Source organism: Scytonema hofmannii PCC 7110 (assembly GCF_000346485.2).
Classification (GTDB): Bacteria; Cyanobacteriota; Cyanobacteriia; order Cyanobacteriales; family Nostocaceae; genus Scytonema; species Scytonema hofmannii.
Window position 1 is genome coordinate 9,366,094 of the sequence record NZ_KQ976354.1, and the last position, 24,236, is coordinate 9,390,329.

Sequence of the window (24,236 nt, forward strand, 5' to 3'; positions counted from 1 at the left end):
TGTGATTTACATGACGCAATTGATGGGAGAGGTAGAAAAACAAGCGAAGCTAGTGTCTACCTCCACCACGTTTACCTGCGACTATCTGACGTTGCAACACAGCTTTGATTAATGCTCTTTTTCTACCATCCGGTATATCCTGCATCTTGATTTGCGCGATCGCTGCGGCTACAGGACTGTAGGTTATTTCTGAAACTTCAGGGGTAGCGATCGCACCGTTCAGAGTTTCTGTCATTATAGTTATGCTCCTTTGTCTGTGTACTATACGCATGGGAGTTACCTCACAACAGGTGATGACTGATGTGAGGAAGTCTCTGAGGGGTGTTGACGCACTCCCCAGAGAAGCAACAGTTTATGCTCACAAGTCATAGTACAATAAAAGTCACAAATTGGATACCAAAAAGAAACCAAATGGAGGTAAATTGGTAACGTAATGAATTTTTGATAGCACAATGGTCAAGAAACGCGATCGCAGGTTCCCGGTCAATCTACCTATAGTCAAAGAGATTCGCTTATCTCTATGGGGTCATACCAGAGGTGTATCAAAGACTCGAATGGCTGAGGCTATTTTGATTGACAGAGTGAGTAACGCTGATAATTGGAATGAGGTTTGTAAAGATTTACGGCAAGAAGCAGCGATTCGTAAAATCACAGTAGAAGAACTGATAAAAGAAATACTCAAAGCTGACGGATACGAAGACTCAGTTGATATCGATAATGTTGATTGGTCTTGTTTGCTGAATAATCAGGAACCAGAAATTGAGGAAACAGAAGAAGAAACTGACACAAGGGATTCTTAGCCCTGAACCGGATAGTGACCAAATATCGCTATCTGTTTTTCTACCTCTAACAAGTCATAGTTTTGGAATCGGATACTTATTCTACTGCCATTAACAAGTAACTATCAGCATAGCGATGCAATTCCGATCGCAGTATGAACCTACCTGACTAGAGCTAATAAATGGCGGTACTAATATACAGGCTTCTGTAACATCTCCATAGTTGATACTTCAATTGATCTGGTCGCACCTCGTTCTACGCACCATAGTGCCAGTATAATACCTGACAATTGTTAAGCTTTTAGTTTTATCTTCAATCGGAGAATAGAATCATATTATTCACATACTCATAACAAAAACAAATGTCATTCTTAAATGATACTGATAACAATGACGACCATGAAGAGCGAGACTTCCCAAAAGACGATGACGAACAAAACAACGATGATAATGGTGACGAAGACAATGAGGACTGGAGTTACCTAGAATCTCTCATTGATGAGGTAGTGAACTCATAAACAAACCCGTAACTCAATACCGTTACTTGATCATGCAGGAGGTAGAACAAGTTTCTATCTCCTGTTTGTTTCTATAGTGGCACTACTGTCAATACTTGCCTCTGTAAGCCTCTGTAACTGTCCATCTGAAGCTATTGTGGTTTGATATCTGAAAGTCAAAACAGAGGGGTTACAGGCTGATGTAGCGCGAGTTCTCATTCAGTAGTCACTACGAGCCAAAAAACGAGTACTTTGCTATAAAATTAGTTTATACAATGACGTTAATTGATAAGCAATCCTGTTATGCAAGTTCTATGCAACTAGATATGTCTCAAGCGATACTGGTAGAGTAAAGCCAACTTATGCAACTTGCGCGAAACCATTGATTTCCTGTGATTCTATAAAGCCCGTGATGGGGATTGAACTCATGACCTCACCCTTACCAAGGGTGTGCTCTACCACTGAGCTACACGGGCAAATTTTATTTGAAGGTTTAGAGTTAGGAGATCGGAGTTTTGTTTATTGCTCATCTCTCTTAACTCTGTTGAAGGTGGGCCGAGCTAGATTCGAACTAGCGTAGGCGCAAGCCAGCGGATTTACAGTCCGCCTCCATTAACCACTCGGACATCGACCCGTATCACCCACGATTACTAATATTAGCACAAGCTGTTGGAAATGCAAGGGGGAGAGAAAAAAATTTTTGTTGGTGGTTAGTTGTTGGTGGTTAGTAGGAAAACCACTATCCACTAACTACTATCAACTAACCACTAACTACTATCCATTATCCAACCAATTCCCCAGTCTCTTGCAGGGAGTGCAAGCGATGGTAAATTCCTTGACGATGCAGGAGTTCGTGGTGGTTTCCGACTTCCACTATTTTTCCTTGGTCTAAAACCACAATCTTATCTGCTTCCCGTACTGTACTCAGTCGGTGGGCAATAATTATTGTGGTGCGGGTTCCCAAAATTGAGCGCATTGCTAACTGAATTGAACGTTCTGACTCATAGTCCAAGCTGGAGGTGGCTTCGTCAAACACCAGCACGTCTGGTTCTACTAACAACGCTCTAGCAATCCCCACACGCTGTCTTTGTCCGCCGGAGAGTCTCACGCCTCTCTCTCCTACAACTGTGTAATATCCTTTAGAAAGTTGCTGCACAACTTCATCAAGTCTGGCTATTTTGCAGGCTTCTTCAACTTGCTCAAAACTAGCATTGGGATTTCCATAAATCAGGTTATCCAATAAAGTTCCGTTGAAAATATCGACTTCTTGGTGAACGATCGCCAGTCTCCGCCTATAGTTCCCTACATTCAGAGTGCGTATATCCTCACCGTCAATCAGAATCTTACCTGCTTGAGGTTCAAAATACCGCAGTAACAATTTCACTAAAGTCGATTTACCAGAACCAGAACGCCCTACCAACGCGACTGTTTGATATGGCTCAATCAAGAGATTGATGTCTTGCAAAACTGGGCGATCGCTATCATATGCAAAGTTGATATGCGAAAATTCCAGTTTTCCAGTAAATCTATAGGGATTGTCTGCAACATTTTGCTCTTCTAGTAAACCTTCTGAATCAACTCCCGAAGGTTCTTTAAGAAAATCGTGGAACCGTATCATTGATGTATAACGGCGAGCAAAAACCTCTGCTAATGTGCTGATAGGTTCTAGCTCGGCGTATGCCATGCTAGACAACGTGAGTGTCATGACAAAGTGACCGAGACTAATTTTCCCATTGAGTGTCGCTGCTAAAGTCAAACCCAAGACTGTAAATACACAAAACTGAATGACAGTTCTTTGCCAAGTTTGCAGTTTTACGTAACCCTTGTGAATGCGGTATTCAACAAGTTTTAATTCACGCGATAACCTTACATTTTGCCGCTTTAACTCTTTTGCTTCAGTTGCAAAAGCTTTCACTGTTTTGATATTGCTGATAATCTCAGAAGTGCGGCTTTCTGTATCTTCCATGTACTTATCTAGTAAGTTATCGTGCCAAATCAGCCTCTGCAATTTCTTTAAGCTGAAGCCTAGAATCACGATAAAGGAGATCAGATACAAAATTGCAATCCGCCACTCAACAAACCAGATAAACACAAAGATAGCCAATACCCGAAACAGCTTGGGAAGTAACTGTCCGGCGATTTCAGGGTAAGTCCAAGTGTGGTTGGCAATTCCTCTTGCTACCCGTCCGGCAATACGTCCGGGGTTGTTTTCATCATAAAATTCTAAAGGTAAGGTAAGAATCTTTTCTATGGCTGTTTGGCTCTGCACCTGACGCGCCTTTAAGGCTATATCCCAGTGAAACCAACTGCTCAACCAAGGCTGCGTTGGTGCTCTCACCACTGTAACCAGAAAAATTAAACCCAGTAATGCTCCTAACTCTAAAGGTTTACTTACTGGGTAGTCGATAAGGTTTGACAGATTTGCGATCGCGTCTTGAAGGATTCTATCTAATGGTTGGTTGGACAAAACGTTTAAAATTTGCCCAATAGCATAAGGTACCACCAAATCAATGACTTCATACATACTGGTTGCTGCGATACTAAAAGCGCTAACCGACCAGTAGGGACGAAAGTAGTTGAGAATATCTCGAAAATTAGCCATGATGCACACTAATCTTGGAGCGCGAACCTGTAACTCCTGAGGTTTTAATACTACATATATACTACAAAAGAGTCAATAGTTTAGGTGTATAAATCTTTCTTTGGGAGTAGGGAGTAGGGAGTCGGGAGTCGGGAATGGGGCGAAACAATTCAATGGTCACTGGTCACTGGTCACTGGTCACTGGTCACTGGTCACTGGTCACTGTTCACCGGTCACTGTTCACTGGTCACTGTTACGAAAAAATTCCAGCCGATAGCGATAGAGCGCAACGGGTCGAGAACCAGCACTGAAGTAACTTGGATCTTGCGGTGACAGGTAAACAGCAGTGACTTGATCTGCTTCGATCGCAGGACTCCCAGAGTCGAGTCTATCTAATTTGTGATATGCAGTCGTAGATTCAACAATATTGAAGTAAGGACGCCCACCACCTTTAAATATTTGTTGAAACACTTCTGCTCCAATGAATTTGCCATCACCTGTCGTTTCTGTGGCGCGTCCACTGATTATGGAAACAAGCTGGCGTTCGCCACGTAAAAAGGTAATCTGACGATTGGGCGTCTTTGGATCTACTTTGACGGATAATACAGCATCACTTAGATAAGCCCTTGCCAAATTTAAACCGTTAAAAGCTCTATCTGCTACGACTGCTGCTGACTTGTTATTGATGACAGGAATGGCTTTGAGCGCTGTTGCAGGCATTTTTGCCTTAACAAATCGCACTTTGAAACTTATGGGTTTGTTGAGGTACTGACGATTGCTTTCAAATCCGGGTGTAACGATATTGGGTGCTAAAGGTGCAGCCAAATCGGAAAGTGTGCTTTTCACCTCCCAATCACCTTCCATCCATTCTGGGTAAACCAGATCGCCTACAGCTGGTTGTACTGATGTTAGTTTTTCCCAATGCTCGAAATTGACCAACCTTTCAGATAATTCTCCACCTTCTGCTTCCCCAGCCCAGAAAAGGCATAACATAACTAAGCAACAAACCCAAATGATTCTCATAAAAGTATTTTTAAGCATGAAAAAATTTTAATTGTAATTTCTCTAGCAATCCTAATTGAATCTTGAAATCAAGAAACCCGGTATCTCCCAGATACCGGGTTTCTAACGCTCAGTCATTATATATTAATTTATTTTAATTTTATTTTGAGTAATAACTCATTCAATAAAAACTTAGATTGCTTTTTTATCATCAAATTTAACTAGAACGTAAAAAACTAAATAAAAACATTAGCCTTTGACTAAAATACTGAGCAAAAGAAGCTCAAGGATTAAGAGAGATCTCTAAAACTAACCTAGTTAAGGGAAAAATCCGTTCAAAAACCCTGTTTCTTTGACAAATTTGAATCATATGTCTTGTTTTTAACATGAGAAAAGTCTCATCATCACGATAAAAAGAGAAGTCCAAAACTAACCTAGTTAAGGGAAAAATCTGTTCAAAAACCCTGTTTCTTTGACAAATTTGAATCATGCGTCTTGTTTTTAACATGAGAAATGTCTCATCATCAAAACGATTGTTATTAGAATCTTAATTAAAAAAATACTTGGTACTAATAAAAATTCAGTGAAATTACTTAAATGCGAGAATTTACTTTTCCGCTCGGTAATATTCCTCCGTTCAAATTTAAATTAGATTTAAAGAGGGGTATTTATCCTTAGCTAACAGGATATTTTAAAAGTCGAATTATCGACCAGGGTGCAAGTTTATATAAATTAATCATCGAAAGAGTACTTGCACTAATGAGTCTGTCTAGTTCTTTTACGGATTTTTCCTTAGCTGAATTGTTCCAACTGATTGACCAAGGACGAAAATCTGGTTGTTTAACAGTTTGTACCTTGCCAGATTTACAATCTCCTATTTCCAAATCTCAGTATTTTTATATCTGGTTTAGACAAGGGAAAGTCGTAGCTGCTGCCCATAACCTGCGCGGTCAGGAGTTAAGTTCTAAAATAGTTAAGCGAGGGTGGGCAAATTTGAACGTTATAGAAAAAGCTTGTAATGAAGCTCCCACAGCTCTACCTCTTGGTTTACTGTTGAAAACTGAAAGTCTATTAACTGCCGAGCAACTCAACCTGCTATTCGCAAACCAATTACAAAAAGTTCGTGAACTTTTTGAAATTCAACAAGGTGTGTTTAAACTTGATAGCAAAGCAGCTTTGCCTCTAGAAGAAATGACTGGATTAAGCCTGAGAGCAACAGAAGTGGCTCTTATGGCTTTAAGAGCATTAAAAAACTGGAAAGCGCTGGTGGATGTCCTCCCAAATCCTAGTTCATCTATCAAAAGTATTTCTCACGCTAAACCACAGATTCGCTTGCACGCTTGTGAGTGGCAAGTATGGGAATTCGCTAATGGGAGTGTTTCTTTGGATGCGATCGCAAAACAGATCAATCAACCCCTTGCTTTAGTCCAACAAGCTACCTTCCGGCTAATGCTTGCGGGTTTGGTGGAAGAAGTTCCCATACTGACATCAACCACAGATTTGAATGATGACTCTTTGAATTGGGACCTCATTGGCGATCCTGAATTGAACCGCCAAAAAGCGAAGGAATCAGAAGCATTCAAAATCAATACTTCATTTTTGCAAAATCTAGTGGGTTTTTTAAAGAGTAAGACTTGAAAATAAGGAGTCTTAGTGGTTAGTGGTTAGTGGTTAGTGGTGTTTCAACTAACAACTAACAACTAACTACTAACTACTAACCACCATAGTGTAATAATAAAATCACAACATTGAAGTATGCACTCTCAGTCACCATGCCTCTGGGCAAAATTCTGAATCTACTGTTAGTAGTACTTGAAAGAATATCAGCCAAGTCCGCAAAATTAACAGACAATTTGCAAACCACAGAAGAGTTGCCCTCAACCACTACTGTGGAAAAGACAGAAGTCAGTGCAGCTATCATCTCAGATGTATCATCTTTTACAGAAGAAGATCGATCTGAAATATTTGAGGAAAAAAATGCGATCGCGATCGCAGTTTCAGCGCTCCAAGATGAGTTGCACAACTTTGTCTCTGGTAGCGCTGAAGTTGAAGGTGCGATTATTATTAGCCCTGATGGCATGGCATTAGCTTCTGTGTTGTCGCCAGGAATGGATGAAGAGGGTACTGCTGCTTTGTCAGCATCCATGCTTTCATTAGGAGAACGTATTGGAAGCGAACTTGCCCGTGGTGCTATCGATCGCGTTGTGGTGGAAGGCGAGAGAGGTTACGGAATCTTGGTGGGCTGCACTCAAAAGGCTATTTTGTTAGTGCTTGCTAGTTCTGCTGCTAAGCAGGGCATCCTGTTTCTGGAAATTAAACAAGCTGTTGCCAAAATAGCGGCTTTGTTGAAGTAAACGAGGCAGCTTGATTCATAAGTTTTGATGGGTTAAGTTGGTCTAGATCCCCGACTTCTTAAAGAAGTCGGGGATCTAGCAGACCTCCCCACTCCCCATTCGCCACTCCCCATTCCCAAGTTAAAAGAATGTAACAAAATTCCACACAATGTAATAATTTTGCTACTTTTAAGTGGCTGCTGAACCATAATAGCTGAAGACTTTGTTTTTTTTGATACTTAGGAGAACTAACAATGACTCTAAACCCACATGCGTTTATGTTGACGCTAGAGAAGCGTGCTGGTTTTACAGATGCAGATAAAGCTTTGCTCAAAGCTAACGCAGATTGGGGAGTCAAAGTTGCCCCAGAAATGACCGACCACTTCTACGCCTACCTCGCACGAGATGAAGAAATGAATGCGATTTTACATACTGGACAAGAGCGGATTCATCGCCTTCATGAAACCTTTATACAATGGTTTCAAGAGATGTTTACAGGGATCGATAATTGGGGTCCTGGCTATGCAGACCGACGCTGGAAAATTGGTCTAGTTCACGTTCGTCTCGGAATTGGACCTCAGCACGTTGTTCCAGCAATGGCAACAGTGATACACGAAGTCGGCAAGCAGCTACAAGCTGAAGGTCAAAGCGAAGTTCTTAAAGATACTCTCAGTCGGATCTGTATGATTGACTTGGCTTTTATTGAACAAGCATATGTGGAAGTCTCTTCAGCAGCTGTTCTTCAAGAAACTGGTTGGACAGAAGGATTGTTTAAGCGCTTAATTGCGACTGGCGCACGTTCTATGTAAAACTTTTTTACAGAGCTATAACAGGGTAAGTAATACGACTAAAGCGATCGCCCCTACAGGGTGCATTTGCCAATATAGCTTCCGGTAACCGAGAAACACTTATGAGCGGATTATGCGGAGAAAATTTCACAACGTAGTTATTAAGAGAACTTAAAAAAGCTAGCATTCAAGTTTGAAAAGTGACTAACTACTGTTGTAAAATCCCAAAGAAGGCAATAAAGCTATTTCAGGGTGTGCAATCTGTAATGCAATTTTTAGATCGGTTGCATCAGTTGAATCAAAGAAGTTGTGTCACATGACCTGAAGAGGACAGAATCTGATGTATCTCATAAAATTATCTCTGCTCATAAAGTCAAAGTTACTGAGTAAGTTCATTGTTATATTTACGTGGATTGAAATTACCCACAAGATTTTCCAAGTGCTTGGGTATGCCTCCAATAGCTGTAACCTTATGGAGGTATAAATGGCAATCCTACGCATAGTAGTCACAGGAGGCGTAGGCGCAGGAAAAACGAGTTTGATTCGTACAATCAGTGAAATAGAAGTCGTGGATACTGATAAGAAAGCGACAGATGAAGTAGGACAACTGAAGGAAAAAACTACAGTTGCTCTAGATTTCGGGCGACTCACTATTGCATCGAATCAATCATTACACCTATATGGCACCCCTGGTCAACTGCGGTTTGACTTTATGTGGGATATTCTGATTGCCAAAGCGCATGCTTACATTCTGCTAGTAGATGCCCATCGTCCAGACCAAATACGATTTGGACGGCGGATTCTTAACTTTGTCAACCAACAAGTGCAACTACCACACATTATTGGTCTGACACACACAGATTGCGCGGACGCCTGGGATGCAGAAGACGTGGCTCTTGCTCTGGGATTTGTAGATGAGCACGCTCGACCGCCAATCATTTCTGTTGACGCTACTAGTAAACCTTCCGTAGCACAAGCTTTGATTGCTCTTGTTCAAGAGATAGGTAACTTCTACCCTGGTTCTAATTCGTAGCGCATTTTGTCAAGCGATCGGAGTGCATACCTTTAACAACATAAAAACAACACCCTTTTGGAGAAATAGAGTCATGATTAATGTTTCAATGTTGCAAGATGAATTACAAAACTTTGTCTCTGGCAGTGCGGAGGTTCAAGGTGCAATCCTTGCCAGCCCTGATGGCTTAGCGTTAGCTTCCGTGGTTACAATAGGAATGGATGAAGAGCGTACTGCTGCTATGTCAGCCTCGATGCTTTCACTCGGAGAACGCATCGGACGCGAACTGGCTCGCGGTAGTGTTGACCGTATTGTGGTAGAAGGTGAGAAAGGTTACGGTATTTTAGTAGGCTGCGGTCAAGAAGCTGTTTTATTGGTTCTTGCTAGTGCTGCGGCTAAGCAAGGTGTTCTGTTTTTAGAAGTCAAACGGATTGTGGCTAGGATTACTCCTTTGTTAGCATAATTGTTACATAATATTGGATCTTAGATTTTCACTCTCAATCTAAAATCCAATATTCAGTCACTATAAACGACGATGCTCCATAAATATGTGACTCAAGGATAGAACGCTATCTTTAACTGCCCCAATCACGCGATCGATATCTTCCTCTGTATGGGCAACAGAAAGAAAACAGGTGCGACCTTCCCAGATGTAAACTCCCTTTTCGATGAGGTGATAAAACAGCAGTTCAAACTCGATAGGCAAATAAAACTCGCTGACGTTACCTGCGAAAGAAAAGCGAAAGAAGGAAGCAAAATGTGTTACCTCAATGGGTAAACCTTCTTGTTTGAAGAAAGCATTGAGAGTTGCGGCTAGCTGTGCGGTTCGCTGATTTAGCTGTTGCTGTAGCGTCCCTCCCTGCATTTTCATCTGCCTAAGTACAGCCCTCGCCGCCGCCATTGTGAGCGGATTTTTACAAAAAGTCCCCGCAAAAAACGTCATTGGCACTTCAGGATAGGAATTGTCTCCATACAGCCACATACCGCCATCAATTCTATCCATATAGTAGGGTGAGCCAGCAACTACTCCAATTGGCAATCCGCCGCCAACTACTTTGCCATAGACAGCCAAGTCCGCTTTCACACCAAACACGGCTTGACAACCGCCAGGATGAACGCGAAAACCCGTGAGGACTTCATCGAAGATCAGCGTGACTTGCTTTTCTTGAGTCAGTTGTCGCAATTGTTGGAGGAATTCTTTGGGTTGTAAATCGGGACGACGGCTCTGTACGGGTTCAACTAAAACGGCAGCTAGCTCATGAGCATGAGCGTTGATGATCTCTAAAGATTTAGGATCGTCATAGGTAAGAACCAAAACATCGTCGGCAATCTTTTGCGGCACCCCCGGAACCAAAGGTACAGCATGAAGTTTATTATCCCCAATTTGGGGGATGACCAAAGTGCTATCAAAGTGACCGTGATAAGAACCTGAAAAGATAGCAATCCGATCGCGACCTGTCGCTGCACGGGCTAAGCGCACTGCTGTCATGACTGCTTCTGTACCGGAATTACAGAAAACAACTCGCTCCATACCCGTCATTTCTGCGATTAACTCTGCTACCTCACCTGCCAGTTGGGATTGCGGCCCAATTTGTATCCCTTGCTGAATTTGCTCTTCCAGGGCTGCCGTAATAAAGGGAGCTTTGTGACCGAAAAGATGAACACCAAACCCCATTGTTAAGTCTATATACTCGTTGCTATCGACATCCCACAATCTCGCTCCCTGGGATTTCTCACCCACAATCGGATAAAACATCTCCTTAGTCAGATTCCAAAAACCAAAGGCAGATCTTCTATCAGCAAGAACGGGACGGTAGGCTTGCGATCGTTGTTTCGATTTTTGAGTGCGCTTGGTATAACGTTCAATGAACATTTGCAGATAATTCTGCTGGCTGGGATTTAAACTGTCAGCACTATCTTTTCTCAGGGTGCGATTAGGTTTAAATTCTTTGGTGCTGCTATTTCCAATAGGGGTTAGGGGGTAGGGGGACTCGGTGCCCCCTCTGGGGATAGGGGGAGAAGGGGGTAGGGGAAGAGGGATTTTCTCTTGAATAACTGTTATGGGGTCATTTTTTAATAAATTTGAATTTCCGTTGCTTTCTGGCTTGGTTTCGCCTACAGGAAGGCTATTCACAGATTTTTCTGGCAGCATATTGTTACGCAACAGTTCTAATTGTTGCGCCATTAAATCTAACTGTTGTGCGATAAACCTTTCTAGGTAAGTGTTCTTTTCCTGCTGAGACTGAATCCTGGCTAGTGGTACTGCGCGATCGCTCTCCTGTGGTTTGCTAGAGGTAATGGAAGCAACAGACTGCACTTGCGGTCTAGCATCGGTAGCAAAAGACAAAGAAAAGTCTGCTGATAAATTTTGGCTGATGTAAGTAGCGAGACTATCAATGGTGGGCAATTCCTCAAACAACTGAGCTATTGATACCTGAATGCCAAAGGTATCTTGAATTCTACGTACAGCGTCAATGAGAACAATGGAGTCAGCACCAACTTCCAGAAAATTGCTCTGAACACTGACTCGTTCTGGCTCTGTTTGCATGACGCGAGCCATAATAGTTTGTAACTTTGATGCGATCGCACCTTTTGAGTCGGTTTTGGGGGGTTGTGTGCTTGATTCTTTTACATTCATAGGTTTAGGGAGGTCAATCCAATAGCGTTGACGCTGAAAGGGATAAGTTGGTAAGTGTAATTTCTGACCTTGGTAACAGCGAGTAAATTCAGTCCAATTTATCTCTATACCTTTTATGTAAAGATGGCTGAGACTGCTCAAGATCGCCTGCCAGTCTTTGTGACCTTTTTTTAAAGAAGGTAGCCAAGTATACGAATTTTCACTTAGACAGCGTTTTCCCATCCCGATGAGGATGGGATGGGGACCGATTTCCAAAAAGACATCGTAGCCTTCTTGAACCAAAGTCTGAATGCCAGCAGCAAATTGTACGGGTTCTCTAGTTTGACGTCGCCAGTATTGGGCATCTAAGCGTTGTTGTGGCTGTAGTTTTTCACCTGTGAGGGTAGAAACAAACGGTATGCGGGCTGGACGATATTGCACTTGATGGGCAATTTCCGCAAATTCATCAAGAATTGGCTCGATGAGATGGGAGTGAAAACCGTGTGAGACTTGCATGACCTGGGTTGTCAATCCATCTGACTCTAACCGATCAAGCACCTTACCCATGGCTTCCGCTTCTCCAGAAATGACTGTATTTTTTGGCCCGTTTATAGCGGCAATAGTGACTTGGTTGTGGTACGGCGCGATCGCCTCTGCGACTTGCTCTCGATCAGCAAAAACAACTGCCATTTGCCCTTTCTGAGACAGCTTTTCCATCAAACTTCCTCGCTGGGCAATCAGTTCCAGTCCTGCTTCTAAGCTGAATGCGCCTGCTATACACGCGGCGGGATATTCTCCCAGACTATGACCCATGACTATAGCTGGCATAATTCCCCAAGATTGCCATAATTGGGCCAGAGCATATTCCAGGGAAAATAGGGCGGGTTGAAGATAGGCTGGTCTATTTAACAACAGTGCTTGTTGGTCTGATTGCGGATACAGAACAGAAAGTAGCGATTGTTCTAGATGGGGACGCAACAAGTCATCGCATTCCTCTAGTGCTTGGCGAAACGTCGGTTGAGTGTTGTAAAGTTCTTGTCCCATATCTGGGTAATAAGAACCCTGTCCCGCGAACAGAAAAGCGATTTTCGGGGACTTTTTGCTCTGTACTTGCCCGCTCAATACACCCGACTGCTGGGCCGGGAAAACCTTTAACTGATTGTGCAACTGTGCGGTTGATGCAGTGATGATCGCGAGGCGATGGGCAAAATGCGATCGCCCTGTATTGGCAGTAAAACAGATGTCTTTCGTATTTTTTTTAAGATTAAAAGTCAAGTATTTGTCATAAGATTTAACTAAATCTTGCAATGCGGTTTCACTTTTCGCGGAAAGAGTCAGCAAATGAACAGTGGGTGGTTTTTCTCTCCTGCTCCCTTCTTCCTGCTCCAGAGCTGTTTGATGATTATCCTGCTGACTTATGCCTTCTAAAACCACATGGGCATTCGTCCCACCAAAGCTAAAGGAACTGACCCCGGCTAAGGGTAGGCTCTCCCCTTCTGGCCAAGGCGCGAGGGTTTGCTGGACTCGCAGTGGCAGCTTGTCAAAAGGAATGTAGGGATTTGGTTGCTGAAAATGGAGGCTCGGTGGTATTTGGCAGTGTTGGAGAGACAGTGCTACTTTAATCAATCCCGCAATCCCGGCAGCTGTCTCGGCGTGTCCGATATTCGTTTTCACCGAACCGACGGCGCAATACTGTCCGGGAGGGCGACCCTCAGCCAGCACTTTCCCCAGCACCTTCATTTCGATGGGATCTCCCAGCTTTGTCCCCGTCCCATGAGCCTCAATGTACTGCACGCGACCGGGGGAAACGCCAGCTTGACGGTAGGCTGCTCGCAACACAGCCTCTTGAGCGTGGGAATTGGGGGCTGTCAGTCCATTACTACGCCCATCCTGGTTAACCGCACTGCCACGGATGACCGCATAAATGGGGTCGCGATCGCTGAGGGCTTGGGAGAGAGGCTTCAAAACGACAATCCCCGCTCCCTCACTGCGAACGTAGCCGTTAGCCCTGCTATCAAAAGCTTTGCAACGACCGTCAGGAGCCATAAATCCGGCTTGAGAAAAGCTGACGGTAATCCATGGGGATAACATCACCCGCACCCCTCCCGCGATCGCCATCGTGGATTCTCCACTCCAGAGGCTCTGACAGGCCAAGTGAACGGCAACAAGGGAAGAAGAGCAAGCCGTATCCACCCCCAAGCTCGGGCCAGTAAGATTTAATAAGTAAGAAATGCGGTTCGCTGCAATACAATTCGTGTTACCCGTGCCTGCGTGAGCGTCAACGCTAGCGGGATTCTCCATCAGCAGGGCATAGTAGTCAAAGCTATTGATACCCATAAACACTCCCGTCTGCGTCCCAGCCAAACGCTCCGGCATTTGTCCGGCATCTTCTAGGGCTTCCCAAGTCACTTCTAGCAACAGCCTCTGCTGGGGGTCGAGGCTGACAGCTTCTCGCGGGGAAATTTTGAAAAATTCAGGATCGAAGCGATCGATATCCGCCAAAAATCCCCCCCAACGGGTATTCATTTTGTGAGGAGTGGTAGGATCGGGGTCGTAAAACGAATCTGCATCCCAGCGATCGCTTGGCACTTCAGTAATCGCATCCACTCCATCCCGCAACAACTGCCAGAAAGCTTCTTTATCCTTAGCTCCTGGAAAACGACATCCTATGCCGACAATTGCGATTGGTTCCCTATTCATAATCCTTATCAAATTCAAAATCAAGAAATTTATCTTCGTTTGCCAAAGGTCACTGGAAGAGCCTGCAAACCCCGTAAAAAAATGTTCTCTCGCCATTCCGGTGTGTCTGTCTGAAGTTGTAGGGCGGGCAAGCGTTGAATTAGGCTATTAATAGCAATCTGACCTTGAATGCGTGCCAAACCCGATCCCAAACAATAGTGAATGCCATCACCAAAGGCAAGGTGACGGTTGTCGGGACGAGTAAGATCGAGCCTATCGGGGTCGGGAAACTGCTCTGGATCGCGATTGGCTGACCCTAGCAACAGAAAAACGGGTAGACCTTTGCGGATGGTTTTGCCACCAATTTCCAGACTGTCGATAGCTGTCCTACCGCAAATTTGCAAGGGGCTTTCGTATCGCAGCAGTTCTTCAACCGCATTTTGAATCAGCAATGGATTCTCTTTCAGCTTTTCAAGCTGATGAGGATGGCGCAGCAAAGACAACATACCATTGCCAATTAGATTTACCGTAGTTTCTTCGCCACTAGCAAACAGTAACATACAAGTTACCAATAGCTCGTCTTCAGTTAACTTATCTTGCTCGTCTCTAGCTTGAATGAGGGCGCTAATCAAATCTTTCTGGGGATGCTGTCGGCGCTCGGCAATCAGATCGATTAAATAATCCCGAAACTCTAACACCGCTTGATTGACTTCTTCACCCAGATTTGACGACTTCATCGGGTCAAAGATATGCGCTAACCAATGAGACCATTGTTTAAGCTGGCTGCGATCTGCCTCTGGTATCCCCAATAACTCAGAAATCGTCCTCACTGGTAGCGGACGGGAGAAATCAGCAATAATATCCATAGTCCCAGCACCCTCAACGCGATCGAGTAGCTCGTTTACAAAATTTACAATGCGCGATCGCATCTCCTCCATCACACGAGCGTTAAATGCTTTGCTTGCGAGCCTTCGCAATCTGGTGTGGTCGGGCGGATCGCGAAAAAATAAACACTGGCTGCTCAGGGATACTACGGGAGAAGGAGTTCCTTGTTGTCTGGAATATCGAGAAATGTGGGATTGCGCGGAACTGAGGCGCGGATCGCGCAAGGCTTGAACCACATCCGTATAGCGACTGATAATCCATATACCCAAAGAACTCATGTGAATGGGGTCTTCGGTGCGGAGATGGGTATAGATCGGGTAAGGATCGGTGTGAAACTCCGGTAGAAAAGGATTAAATTTAAACGTTACTTTTCCATTTTGACTGGCAACGGTTTGCATAGTTTTTTTCTTAAATCAGTATTTATTTTGGATATTGAACCGCAGAGGCGCAGAGGACGCAGAGAGAGGAAAGAGAAATAATTTCGACACAAACGGATTTGATATTGGACATCTCCAGAAATTTCTTCTCCTCTTTCTTCGTGCTCTTTGCGTCTTCGCGGTTTATTTAATTAATCTTCGAGTGGGATAGGAGTAATTATGCATTACCCGAAAATATTGGTAGGGGCGCAAGGCCGCCGCGCCCCTATATCTTTTCCGGAGTTTAATAATTGAGCAAGATAGCGTGCAAGTTCTTCAATGTTCGGATATTCCCAGAACAGTGTCGGTTCGACTTCGTACCCCAACCAGTCTATTAATTCGCCCGTAATAGCGATCGCTACCGATGAATCCAGACCGTAGTAAGCGAAGGCTTCCTGAATGTCGATCTCCTCTGAAGCGATTTTTAACTCCTTTGACAAGCGAAAAACCAGCCAAGCTTGGATCTGTTCTGCCGTTATTGACGAGGGTTCAGCATCGAAGGATTGTCGCCAAAATTCGGCTGATGCTTGCAAATCTACATCCATCGGAGGCGGTTCTTGCCAATTGCCGACAATCTCTAATGTACCTTTTAAAAAACCAGTGCGACAGGAATGGCGCTGAATCTTGCCGCTAGAGGTCTTGGGTATAGTCCCTGTTTTTAGCAGTACGATAGCATAAACTTGCAGTTCATATGCTTCTGAGATAGCTTGACGGATGGCACCAACTACCTGGTTAATATCTAGCTGGCGCAGATAATGCCGCTCTACTTCCTGGGCGATCGCCAGCCGTTCCACCCCATCGACTTCTATTGTAAAGGCTGCACCGCCAGCAATACGAAGAGCAGGGTGACTTTGTTCTACAGTCAGTTCGATATCTTGGGGATAATAATTGTGTCCCCGGATAATAATTAAATCCTTGAGGCGACCAGTAATAAACAGTTCGCCATCCTGCAAAAATCCCAAGTCCCCGGTACGCAGGAAAGGTCTTGTCTGGGTATCAGCTAGATAAGCTTGAAAAGTCTGTTCGCTTGCTTCGGGCTGATTCCAATATCCTAGAGCAACACTGGAACCGGATACCCAAATTTCTCCCACCCGACCGGACGAACACTGAGTTAAGGTTTTTGGATCGGCAATGACAATCTTTTGGTCAAGCCACGCCCGACCGAGACCGACAAGAGTTTGACTATTTTCTGACTCCCCACAAACTACCTGGTTTTGCTCAATAGCTTTTCTATCGACCTGGGAGATAATGGGCGCAGCAGTTTTCAACCCGCCAGAAACAATTAGAGTTCCTTCAGCCATCCCATAACAGGGATAAAAAGCTTCTCGCCGAAAACCACAGGGAGCAAACGCTTCGACAAATCGCTCCAGAGTTTCTGCTCGAATGGGTTCAGCGCCATTGAAAGCTACCTCCCAGCTACTCAAGTCAAGATTTACCCGTTGTTCGGGCGTTATTTTGCTAATACACAGTTCGTAAGCAAAATTGGGACCGCCACTAGTAGTCGCTTTGAATTGAGAAATTGCTTCCAGCCAGCGAATCGGCTTTTGCAAAAATGCTACAGGGGACATGAGAGTGACGGGAAATCCTGCATAAACGGGTTGCAATACTCCCCCAATCAATCCCATGTCGTGGTAAGGAGGCAACCAAATCACCCCTTGGCTGTGAGGCGTATGCTGGAAGCACCGATAGATATGTTCCGAATTGTGAAGCAGATTGCCATGAGTTACCATAACTCCTTTCGGCATGGCAGTAGAGCCAGAGGTGTACTGAAGAAATGCTAAGGTGTCGTTAGCGATCGCGGGTTTTTGCCATTGCTGTTCTAATTGACTTGGGATGGTATCCGTAGTTAGCCAGAAAAGTGCTTTCAGTTCTTGATTTGTGGAAAATCGTCGCTCTAGATCGGATAAAGTTGAGGTATCTGTTAAGATGATTTTAGGCTGAGCATCAGCGATAATACTGAGCAGACGTTCTAAAAAGCGATCGCGTCGGGGCGGATATGCGGGAACAGCCACAACTTCAGCATACAAACACCCAAAAAAAGCGCTAACGAACTCTAGACCGGGAGAATAGAGCAGTAAAGCCCTTTCACCCTCCAGTCCCAAGGATTGTAGTTGAGCTGCTATCGCCCTTGCTTGTCGATCTAAGCTTTGATAAGTCAAGCGATCGGATGCTATTTCCCCATCCTCCAAAAAGACCAAAGCCAATCGGTCAGGTTCGTTTAACGCTCTGGAGTGCAAAATATCAATAAAACTTAAAATTTCCATGCTAATATTCGTCATTGGTCATTGGTCATTGGTCATTGGTCATTACTCCCTTCCCGCCCAAAGATTACCTATCTAAATGAACCGCAAAGACGCAAAGAGCGCAAAGAAAAAGGAACATATGTTCGTTAGTCTTATAGCGGAAAGGGAGTAGTCATTGGTCATTAGTCATTGGTAAGGATTTCGGGTCTGTTGACATTGCAATTCTTGCGTGAGTTAAACCAAAGTTTTTTTGCTGACTTTACGAAACTTGAATATTCGTTGCTGATAGTATCCTGACGCGAACGCTTGGTATCTTTCAGATCCAGGCGAACATATAAAGTTAGTTATTGAGAGCCGCTCTGACTCATCTTGGAAGAGATTATTATCTTGAAATATCTTTAGGTATTGTTCTGTTTTTTCATCGCATGACAGAAGAACATTATGGGAAATGTCTATATCTGTTACAACCTCAAACCCTATAGATGTAATGAGCTTTAAGTTAATATCCATCTTTTTGGCATCCAACAGGCTGTTTACCGATTCGTAATACTTCTTTACGATGGCTTTCTTAAAACTAGATGTTAATGAAAAATGCATCTTACCTCCTTCCTGGTATTAGGATTATTGATGACTTTTAATTACTCCCTTTCCGCCATAAGATTACCGATTCCCTTCTCCTCTTTCTTTGCGCTCTTTGCGTCTTTGCGGTTCATTTAATTAAGTAATCTTTAAGCGGGATAGGAGTCATCTCCCCCTCTCACCAATCCCCGCAGTTTAATCCCACAACAACACCGAAGGTAATAAGTTCGGTTCCGCTAACCGCAATAGTTCGTAACCAATACCAGCGACTCCCCGAAAGAACCCTGGATGGTAAACTCCTTGTGTAACTTTGTGGAATATATGAAAACCCCCCGTTTGTTTGGCTCGCTCCACCACCCAAGCAATGTGCTGAGGAACTGTTTCGAGTAACTCTGGTCGGGAAAGCCGTCGGGATGCTTCTAGCAACACGTCAACCCGCCCAAAATTCCCACAACAGAGATGATCCACTCCCAACCAGGGAAATTTCTGGGTCGCTTGGAGGGCGATGTCAATATCTTGCCGAATTTCAGGAGCATCAAGATATTTTAAGCTTCCCAAACGAGCTAGACCAATTCCCGGCGCTCCATGACACCAACTAGTCATAAAAGCGGGTTGGTTGTTCTTAAGGATGAACGGTCGAAAGTCAGGCCAATTTTGCGCCTCTTGTGAAAAGACGCTGGTTTCGTAGGCGATCGCTTCTTTGGCGGTTTCTAAGTAAGTCGGGTCTGAAGTCACGCCGTACAATCGCAGCAAAGCATAGGCAATACCAGCTGCTCCGTGAGAAAATCCGGTTAGCGGTTTTTCTAGCCCCATTGTTTTCCAAGTTTTGTAACCCGTTTCGCTGACGGAGCGACGCGCAAGCAAGTGCTGACCGCAGATCATCGCTATTTCTAGCGCTGAGGAATCACCCGTCGCCTGGTACAGCGATAATAATCCCAGCAGCGCCCCTGCTGTTCCCATACTGATGTCTAAGTTGCGATCGCTGATAATATCTGTGGGAGTTATCAAGAAGGCAAGTTGTCTAGCATCTTCCAGGAGTGCTGGCTCTTCCAAAAATTGGCTGACCTTGACTAGCGCATAAAGTATTGAGCCAAAACCACCAGTAGCACCCAGATCGACGGACATTTTCAGTAGTTGATAAGCTTTAGAATTGTTCAGGATTCTGCGGAGCAGCTTGAGAGCAGACAAAGCCAAGTCTCGATACCCGGCTCCTCCCGTAACCCTTTCTAGAGCAGCCAAGAATAAAGCAATCCCGCACCCGCCTTCCAAGCCGAAATCTATTAATTGTAATTGAAGTTTTCCTGTTTGCGGCATATACTCCAAACCAGTCCAACGGGCAATTCCATCAGCTGTGTAAATTGCCTTATCCTTGAGATCGGTAGCAATCGCCAGTGCTTGCTGCAACATCGCTTCCCGACTTAAAGGTGTAAAGTCATCGAACTCAGGCTCCTGATACTCGAACACAGTGGCACTTTCAAGGTCGGTGGCAACTAGCGCATAAAGAGAACCCCTGATAATAGCAGTCTGCTGTGTCAGGTCTTCAGCGCTAAGTTGCTGTAGGCGAGCAATGACCGAGTTGTAGCTAGGTTCGCGGAACACTCCGACAATGGTTTCTTCTGGAGAAATAATCAGTGCATTGTTGTCTGAGTAAGCACTCAAGTAAGGCATATCTAATTGCGCCAATGCCTCCTCTTCCCGCCCCAGCAGTTGCCAGCAGTCAGGTTTTTCGTCACAGGCGAGGAACGCTCTGCTAAGTATGTCCAATTCGATGCTGAAGTCTGCACCATTTTGAAGAAACTGGGGGGCGAGGGCATTTTTTAGCACGACTCCATAAAGCCTGGTATTGCGAAAGAGAAAACGCACTTTCTGACGAGCCAGAGAAGCTAAGGGTCCGTCAGGTACTAAAATAGCTTCTTGGCGATCAAGCAAGAAGTCATACATTTGTCGAAAGCCATCGACAATTTCCTCTATATAACCATTCAGCGAACAGACAACGCCGTCGAGGGTGGGTAAATTGGCTTGGTGCGCTAGTTTGCCATACCGTTGTCCTAACGCCATGCGATCGGTGTTAATGTTATGCCAAGTTAGGATTTGATAGGGTATTTGCTGTTCGCCAACTCCCCCTAATCCACTGACATCGAAGAGCGTGTGCCCATCGGGACTCATTTCCCAGTTTGGCAACAGACCCGTACTGAGTACAGAATTATCGAGTATCTGATTGACTAAGGTTTGCAACTCTCCATAATCGCCCCGATCCTCCAGTCCCCGAATTTCCGGTTGTAGCAGGGTTTCTAAATCGATCGGGACGGGATGCTCGCCACTAGCAATGAGGTTTTCATAGTGGCAATCTTTGCCTTTTAAGGCATAAAGCAGACACAGCAGAACTCCCGCTCGTCGATAGTATCGCTTGACAGCTGACTCGTTTTCACAGGGTAATTGCGCCACATACTCAACCCAGCCATAACTAGAGTGGTCAATAACTTTGAGCACCTTGAAAGGCAAAGGCATTCCTTGCTCGTTTAACCAAGACAGTAACTGAAAATAAGCCCCCTCTAGTCCTAGAGTTCTGGGTTTATAAACCAGCTTCAGACCGCAACTAAATTCAATAATAATCACACAACGCCCGCAATTGTGAGCATCGCCAATATCTAGATTTAGCTTCACAATCTGTCCCAATACACCTTCAGCCTGGAAGATTTGCTGAATTTCCGACCAGTCTTTTACCAAGCGCTGAAGAAACTCACCAATCGCTTCTACCCACAAGTTGATAGTTGTTGCCAATAACCGAGCTAAGACGCTGTATTTCTGGAACAGAGACAGCAGATTGTTGCTAAGTAGCTGCTCGATAAACTGCTGGTAAAGTTCTCTAGAGAGACTACCAGAAGAGTGCGCTACTGAAGAAACTAGGCTCGCTCGTCTAAAATTACGAAAAGTCACAAATTCTGCTTGCAGGGTTTGCGAGCCAACACTAGCGAGCTTTTTTAAGAGATTGCGCTCTAGAATTACCTGAACTGATGGCTCCAGCAACTGATATCCACCGTTAGCCCGAGCAAGGAGTTTTTTTCTAGCCACCTCCACAAATGATATAAAAACAGTTTCAAAAGGAATTGGATCTTCGGGGTCTACAAAACGGTACTGACTCGAATTGTCTTTCTCCAAGGTTTCTAATGCAACTGAACTTATCGCTTCCATGACAGCTGCAAAAGTTTCCGCCCAAGTTGGTAGGGGTGCATCTCCAACCCAGTAGGCTGTGTCGAGAGCACGACGAACTGTGCTTACATCTAGACCATCCCAAGCGAGACGCTTCTCAAATTTTTTGGTATCTCCTTTAGCCGCAACCCGACACCAGCGCTCAAGTCGGGAGTTAACCCTTGAGTCATTGATAGGAACTTCATTCATCAATAAATTAGATTTTAGACGTTCGGCAATTGTACTCGCCTTACCCACTATTTGAGCTAAATCTTTCCGAGCCAATTTCATTTTATATAACAATCCTAAATCATTTGTAAAATTCTCTCTTCTCTCTTTTCTTTGTGCTCTTTGCGTCTTAGCGGTTAATAATTTTTACCTATCAAATAGGGCTATATTTCAGTTGTTCTTGCTTTTTTGCTTTGAAATACAATCCTAGTGGCAGTTTTATAACCCCAAGATTATTGGGCTAAAAATCGGAAAAAGCGAGAGAGCCACCTTGGTAGATTAGACTCTCTCGGACACCTAGTAGTCTGGCAAGTGAACTTTGCCAAATGGGAAATGACGCGGAGAACACCAGATACGGTGATGAGGAAAATATTTACACTCAGCAAAATTACTGTGGTTGACTACTAATACCACCTATTGGCAGGTAGTTGATTATCAAAAAGGACAGGTATTAGCATGAACACCCTTTGACTCCTTCCATAACAGTATTGAATATCGACTTTTTCACACCTCCACCAGCAACCGCTTCTAGTTCCTCGTCGGAGAGTTCTTCTTCAGTATCGACAGAAGGCTTCATCGGGATGGATAGATAATAAGTTGTCGGAGTTTCTTCAAGTATTTGAACTTCAACACCATCAGGAATCTGAGTGTTTAATTCCCGTGCGATCATTCCTTTGGGATCGCTGATTAACTCTTGCTTGAAGTTTTCATCTACCCAGGCTTTGGCAATTAATGCCGACTCAATCCCCAGTCTAGCCTTGAGTTGTTCGTCAAGAAAGTCTCGTTCGCTATTAGATGGATTTGCTCCTGCTTGAGTCATAATTTCTATCTCCTATGATTGTTAGTTGAGCCATACCAGTTAAGATTTATTCAATCTTTTGCGATGCTGGTATTGTTCTGTTTATTCAAAGTAACCGCTCAATAACCTAAGGTAAATCCTTCATCTACAAGCGTCAAATGACGCAAAATCGTTTTTGTTCTGATAGTTCGCCCTGATTTATTGAGTGGTTACTATTCAAAGTTAATTCAGAAAATGATTAATGACCAGATAGGAAAGTTCAGTAAAGTTCAGTAAAGTTAAGAAGTTTTTTCAACAATTTGATATTTATTTTTTAACAAATTGAAACAAACTCTTTTGAAGCGGTTCAAGCAATCTGGTGTATCATAAATTCCGAACAAACAAAATTATTAGACATTTCCAGAATAAGAGTTATAATAAATACTAAGGATATCTGAGAAACGAGCGCTCAAAAATTTTCAAAAATAACCGTAAAAGAAACGTAGAGTTTTTAGTTAAAAATAGATAAATAGTTTTTCTTGACACAAACTAATGTATTCATTGCAGATTCTTGATAGTTCGACAGCAACTGCTTATGAGAGAATGACCTTTCCTCTCTTCCGGTCTCGGCTGCAAGTCCTACACCCACAAGAGCTGACAGTAGCAGTCGGGGCTTCTGATTTGGGGCAACCAATTGGGTTAGCCCTAGCCGAGATCCAATCAGACAATACCTCTGCTAAAGTGCTATCTTTATATGTCGGTTCCGAACACCGCAATGCCGGAATCGGAACAGCTCTCCTTACCCGTTTAGAGCAGGTGTTGCGTCAAAGAGGTTGTACGAACGCGACCCTGGTCTATATAACAAGCAAACCGACAACGCCTGCGCTGGAACACCTGCTTGAAAAATGCCACTGGTCCCCGCCAATGCCACGAATGCTGATCTGTAAGAGCGATCGCCGGGTTTTAAATGCGCCTTGGCTGAAAATGTACGAAAATTTGCCGCCTTCATTTACCATTTTTCCCTGGTGTGAATTAACCCATGAGGAACGAATCGCCATCCAACAACAGCAAGAGAAAGATCCTTGGATTCCAGAAGAGTTAGTTCCTTTTCTGCATGAAGAAGGTATGGAACCTCTTACCAGTTTTGGATTGCGTTACCAAGAGCAAGTAGTAGGATGGCTAATTACTCATCGGATTTACCCAGACACGATCCGCTACACTTGCGATTGGGTCAGGGAAGATCTCCAGAAAACGGGATGCTTACTTGCTCTCCACGCTAAGGCACATAAGCGTCAAGCGATCGCAAAAATTCCGAAAGCGATCTGGACTGTACCCTTGCACCATTCAAACATGGTACGATTTGAAGAGTATGAGAAAGACTACTTAACTTCTATGGAGCAAACCAAGGGGTCATTTAAAATTTTGGATGCTTCGTCTGATATTTAGTTTTGGAGTTTGAATTTTTGGTTAAATTCTCGACTTCTTGAAGAAGTCGCAAATTGTTATCTACTAGACATCTGGGGAAAAAGATGTAAGGGCGCAATAGACATCTGGTGGAAAAGATGTAGGGGCGCAATGCCTTGCGCCCCTACCAAGACTTTTGGATAATTCATAATTAATTTCTGGAGAT

At 44.0% G+C, this 24,236-nt stretch carries 17 protein-coding genes and 2 tRNA genes; 8 read left to right on the forward strand and 11 right to left on the reverse strand.

What is annotated here, in order from left to right; translation table 11 throughout:
- Positions 1-49: 49 nt before the first annotated feature.
- Complete coding sequence (locus WA1_RS39625) at positions 50-235, reverse strand: hypothetical protein (protein WP_017746155.1); 186 nt, start codon at positions 233-235, stop codon at positions 50-52.
- A 217-nt stretch (positions 236-452) separates the two neighbouring features.
- Between WA1_RS39625 and WA1_RS39630 the strand changes: the two genes are divergently transcribed.
- The gene (locus WA1_RS39630; protein WP_017746156.1) at positions 453-800 is read left to right on the forward strand and encodes a hypothetical protein; all 348 of its coding nucleotides are present in this window, start codon (positions 453-455) and stop codon (positions 798-800) included.
- Between the two features lie 341 nt (positions 801-1,141).
- A complete protein-coding gene (locus WA1_RS57645; RefSeq protein ID WP_017746157.1) occupies positions 1,142-1,297 on the forward strand; it encodes a hypothetical protein in 156 nt (51 codons plus the stop codon).
- Positions 1,298-1,680: 383 nt separating this feature from the next.
- Here the strand turns inward: WA1_RS57645 and WA1_RS39635 are convergent.
- The 4 genes from WA1_RS39635 to WA1_RS39650 form a co-directional block, all read right to left on the reverse strand.
- Positions 1,681-1,752, reverse strand: a tRNA-Thr gene (locus tag WA1_RS39635).
- 75 nt (positions 1,753-1,827) lie between these two features.
- Positions 1,828-1,910 (reverse strand) — tRNA-Tyr (locus WA1_RS39640).
- A 147-nt stretch (positions 1,911-2,057) separates the two neighbouring features.
- On the reverse strand, positions 2,058-3,878 hold the full coding sequence (locus WA1_RS39645) for an ABC transporter ATP-binding protein (protein ID WP_017746158.1): 1,821 nt from the start codon (positions 3,876-3,878) through the stop codon (positions 2,058-2,060).
- A gap of 219 nt (positions 3,879-4,097) precedes the next feature.
- Positions 4,098-4,880, reverse strand: coding sequence for a DUF6816 family protein (locus WA1_RS39650; RefSeq protein WP_026134966.1), 783 nt, complete (start codon positions 4,878-4,880; stop codon positions 4,098-4,100).
- 738 nt (positions 4,881-5,618) lie between these two features.
- On the opposite strand from WA1_RS39650, the gene WA1_RS39660 reads away from it, so the two are divergent.
- The 5 genes from WA1_RS39660 (at position 5,619) to WA1_RS39680 (ending at position 9,455) form a co-directional block, all read left to right on the forward strand.
- Positions 5,619-6,497, forward strand: coding sequence for a DUF4388 domain-containing protein (locus WA1_RS39660; protein WP_017746161.1), 879 nt, complete (start codon positions 5,619-5,621; stop codon positions 6,495-6,497).
- A 134-nt stretch (positions 6,498-6,631) separates the two neighbouring features.
- On the forward strand, positions 6,632-7,213 hold the full coding sequence (locus WA1_RS39665; protein WP_017746162.1) for a roadblock/LC7 domain-containing protein: 582 nt from the start codon (positions 6,632-6,634) through the stop codon (positions 7,211-7,213).
- Between the two features lie 233 nt (positions 7,214-7,446).
- The gene (locus WA1_RS39670; protein WP_026134968.1) at positions 7,447-8,001 is read left to right on the forward strand and encodes a protoglobin domain-containing protein; all 555 of its coding nucleotides are present in this window, start codon (positions 7,447-7,449) and stop codon (positions 7,999-8,001) included.
- A gap of 463 nt (positions 8,002-8,464) precedes the next feature.
- Positions 8,465-9,013 carry a GTP-binding protein gene (locus WA1_RS39675; RefSeq protein ID WP_017746164.1) on the forward strand — a complete coding sequence of 183 codons (549 nt, stop codon included), beginning with the start codon at positions 8,465-8,467 and terminating at the stop codon, positions 9,011-9,013.
- Between the two features lie 73 nt (positions 9,014-9,086).
- Entirely contained in the window at positions 9,087-9,455 is a 369-nt protein-coding gene (locus WA1_RS39680; protein WP_017746165.1) for a roadblock/LC7 domain-containing protein, read from the forward strand.
- 60 nt (positions 9,456-9,515) lie between these two features.
- On the opposite strand, the gene WA1_RS39685 is transcribed toward WA1_RS39680, so the two are convergent.
- From WA1_RS39685 to WA1_RS39710, 6 genes are all read right to left on the reverse strand, one after another.
- Positions 9,516-14,309: a type I polyketide synthase gene (locus tag WA1_RS39685; protein ID WP_017746166.1), complete on the reverse strand. Its 4,794-nt coding sequence runs from the start codon at positions 14,307-14,309 to the stop codon at positions 9,516-9,518.
- Positions 14,310-14,338: 29 nt separating this feature from the next.
- Positions 14,339-15,571, reverse strand: a complete 1,233-nt coding sequence (locus WA1_RS39690) for a cytochrome P450 (protein ID WP_017746167.1) — start codon at positions 15,569-15,571, stop codon at positions 14,339-14,341.
- Between the two features lie 203 nt (positions 15,572-15,774).
- Positions 15,775-17,868, reverse strand: a complete 2,094-nt coding sequence (locus WA1_RS39695) for an AMP-binding protein (protein ID WP_148662867.1) — start codon at positions 17,866-17,868, stop codon at positions 15,775-15,777.
- Between the two features lie 198 nt (positions 17,869-18,066).
- Entirely contained in the window at positions 18,067-18,429 is a 363-nt protein-coding gene (locus WA1_RS39700; RefSeq protein ID WP_017746169.1) for a hypothetical protein, read from the reverse strand.
- A gap of 177 nt (positions 18,430-18,606) precedes the next feature.
- On the reverse strand, positions 18,607-21,891 hold the full coding sequence (locus WA1_RS39705) for a type 2 lanthipeptide synthetase LanM family protein (protein WP_017746170.1): 3,285 nt from the start codon (positions 21,889-21,891) through the stop codon (positions 18,607-18,609).
- 388 nt (positions 21,892-22,279) lie between these two features.
- On the reverse strand, positions 22,280-22,648 hold the full coding sequence (locus WA1_RS39710) for an NHLP leader peptide family RiPP precursor (RefSeq protein WP_017746171.1): 369 nt from the start codon (positions 22,646-22,648) through the stop codon (positions 22,280-22,282).
- Between the two features lie 510 nt (positions 22,649-23,158).
- Here WA1_RS39710 and WA1_RS39715 point away from each other — a divergent pair.
- Positions 23,159-24,052, forward strand: a complete 894-nt coding sequence (locus WA1_RS39715) for a GNAT family N-acetyltransferase (RefSeq protein WP_017746172.1) — start codon at positions 23,159-23,161, stop codon at positions 24,050-24,052.
- The last annotated feature ends 184 nt before the right edge of the window (positions 24,053-24,236 follow it).

What these genes read in the sequence shown, in the direction of transcription:
- WA1_RS39625 (WP_017746155.1), bottom strand. Translation starts at nt 235, where the DNA reads ATGACAGAAACTCTGAACGGTGCGATCGCTACCCCTGAAGTTTCAGAA.
- WA1_RS39630 (WP_017746156.1), top strand. Translation starts at nt 453, where the DNA reads ATGGTCAAGAAACGCGATCGCAGGTTCCCGGTCAATCTACCTATAGTC.
- WA1_RS57645 (WP_017746157.1), top strand. Translation starts at nt 1,142, where the DNA reads ATGTCATTCTTAAATGATACTGATAACAATGACGACCATGAAGAGCGA.
- WA1_RS39645 (WP_017746158.1), bottom strand. Translation starts at nt 3,878, where the DNA reads ATGGCTAATTTTCGAGATATTCTCAACTACTTTCGTCCCTACTGGTCG.
- WA1_RS39650 (WP_026134966.1), bottom strand. Translation starts at nt 4,880, where the DNA reads ATGAGAATCATTTGGGTTTGTTGCTTAGTTATGTTATGCCTTTTCTGG.
- WA1_RS39660 (WP_017746161.1), top strand. Translation starts at nt 5,619, where the DNA reads ATGAGTCTGTCTAGTTCTTTTACGGATTTTTCCTTAGCTGAATTGTTC.
- WA1_RS39665 (WP_017746162.1), top strand. Translation starts at nt 6,632, where the DNA reads ATGCCTCTGGGCAAAATTCTGAATCTACTGTTAGTAGTACTTGAAAGA.
- WA1_RS39670 (WP_026134968.1), top strand. Translation starts at nt 7,447, where the DNA reads ATGACTCTAAACCCACATGCGTTTATGTTGACGCTAGAGAAGCGTGCT.
- WA1_RS39675 (WP_017746164.1), top strand. Translation starts at nt 8,465, where the DNA reads ATGGCAATCCTACGCATAGTAGTCACAGGAGGCGTAGGCGCAGGAAAA.
- WA1_RS39680 (WP_017746165.1), top strand. Translation starts at nt 9,087, where the DNA reads ATGATTAATGTTTCAATGTTGCAAGATGAATTACAAAACTTTGTCTCT.
- WA1_RS39685 (WP_017746166.1), bottom strand. Translation starts at nt 14,309, where the DNA reads ATGAATAGGGAACCAATCGCAATTGTCGGCATAGGATGTCGTTTTCCA.
- WA1_RS39690 (WP_017746167.1), bottom strand. Translation starts at nt 15,571, where the DNA reads ATGCAAACCGTTGCCAGTCAAAATGGAAAAGTAACGTTTAAATTTAAT.
- WA1_RS39695 (WP_148662867.1), bottom strand. Translation starts at nt 17,868, where the DNA reads ATGACGAATATTAGCATGGAAATTTTAAGTTTTATTGATATTTTGCAC.
- WA1_RS39700 (WP_017746169.1), bottom strand. Translation starts at nt 18,429, where the DNA reads ATGCATTTTTCATTAACATCTAGTTTTAAGAAAGCCATCGTAAAGAAG.
- WA1_RS39705 (WP_017746170.1), bottom strand. Translation starts at nt 21,891, where the DNA reads ATGAAATTGGCTCGGAAAGATTTAGCTCAAATAGTGGGTAAGGCGAGT.
- WA1_RS39710 (WP_017746171.1), bottom strand. Translation starts at nt 22,648, where the DNA reads ATGACTCAAGCAGGAGCAAATCCATCTAATAGCGAACGAGACTTTCTT.
- WA1_RS39715 (WP_017746172.1), top strand. Translation starts at nt 23,159, where the DNA reads ATGTATTCATTGCAGATTCTTGATAGTTCGACAGCAACTGCTTATGAG.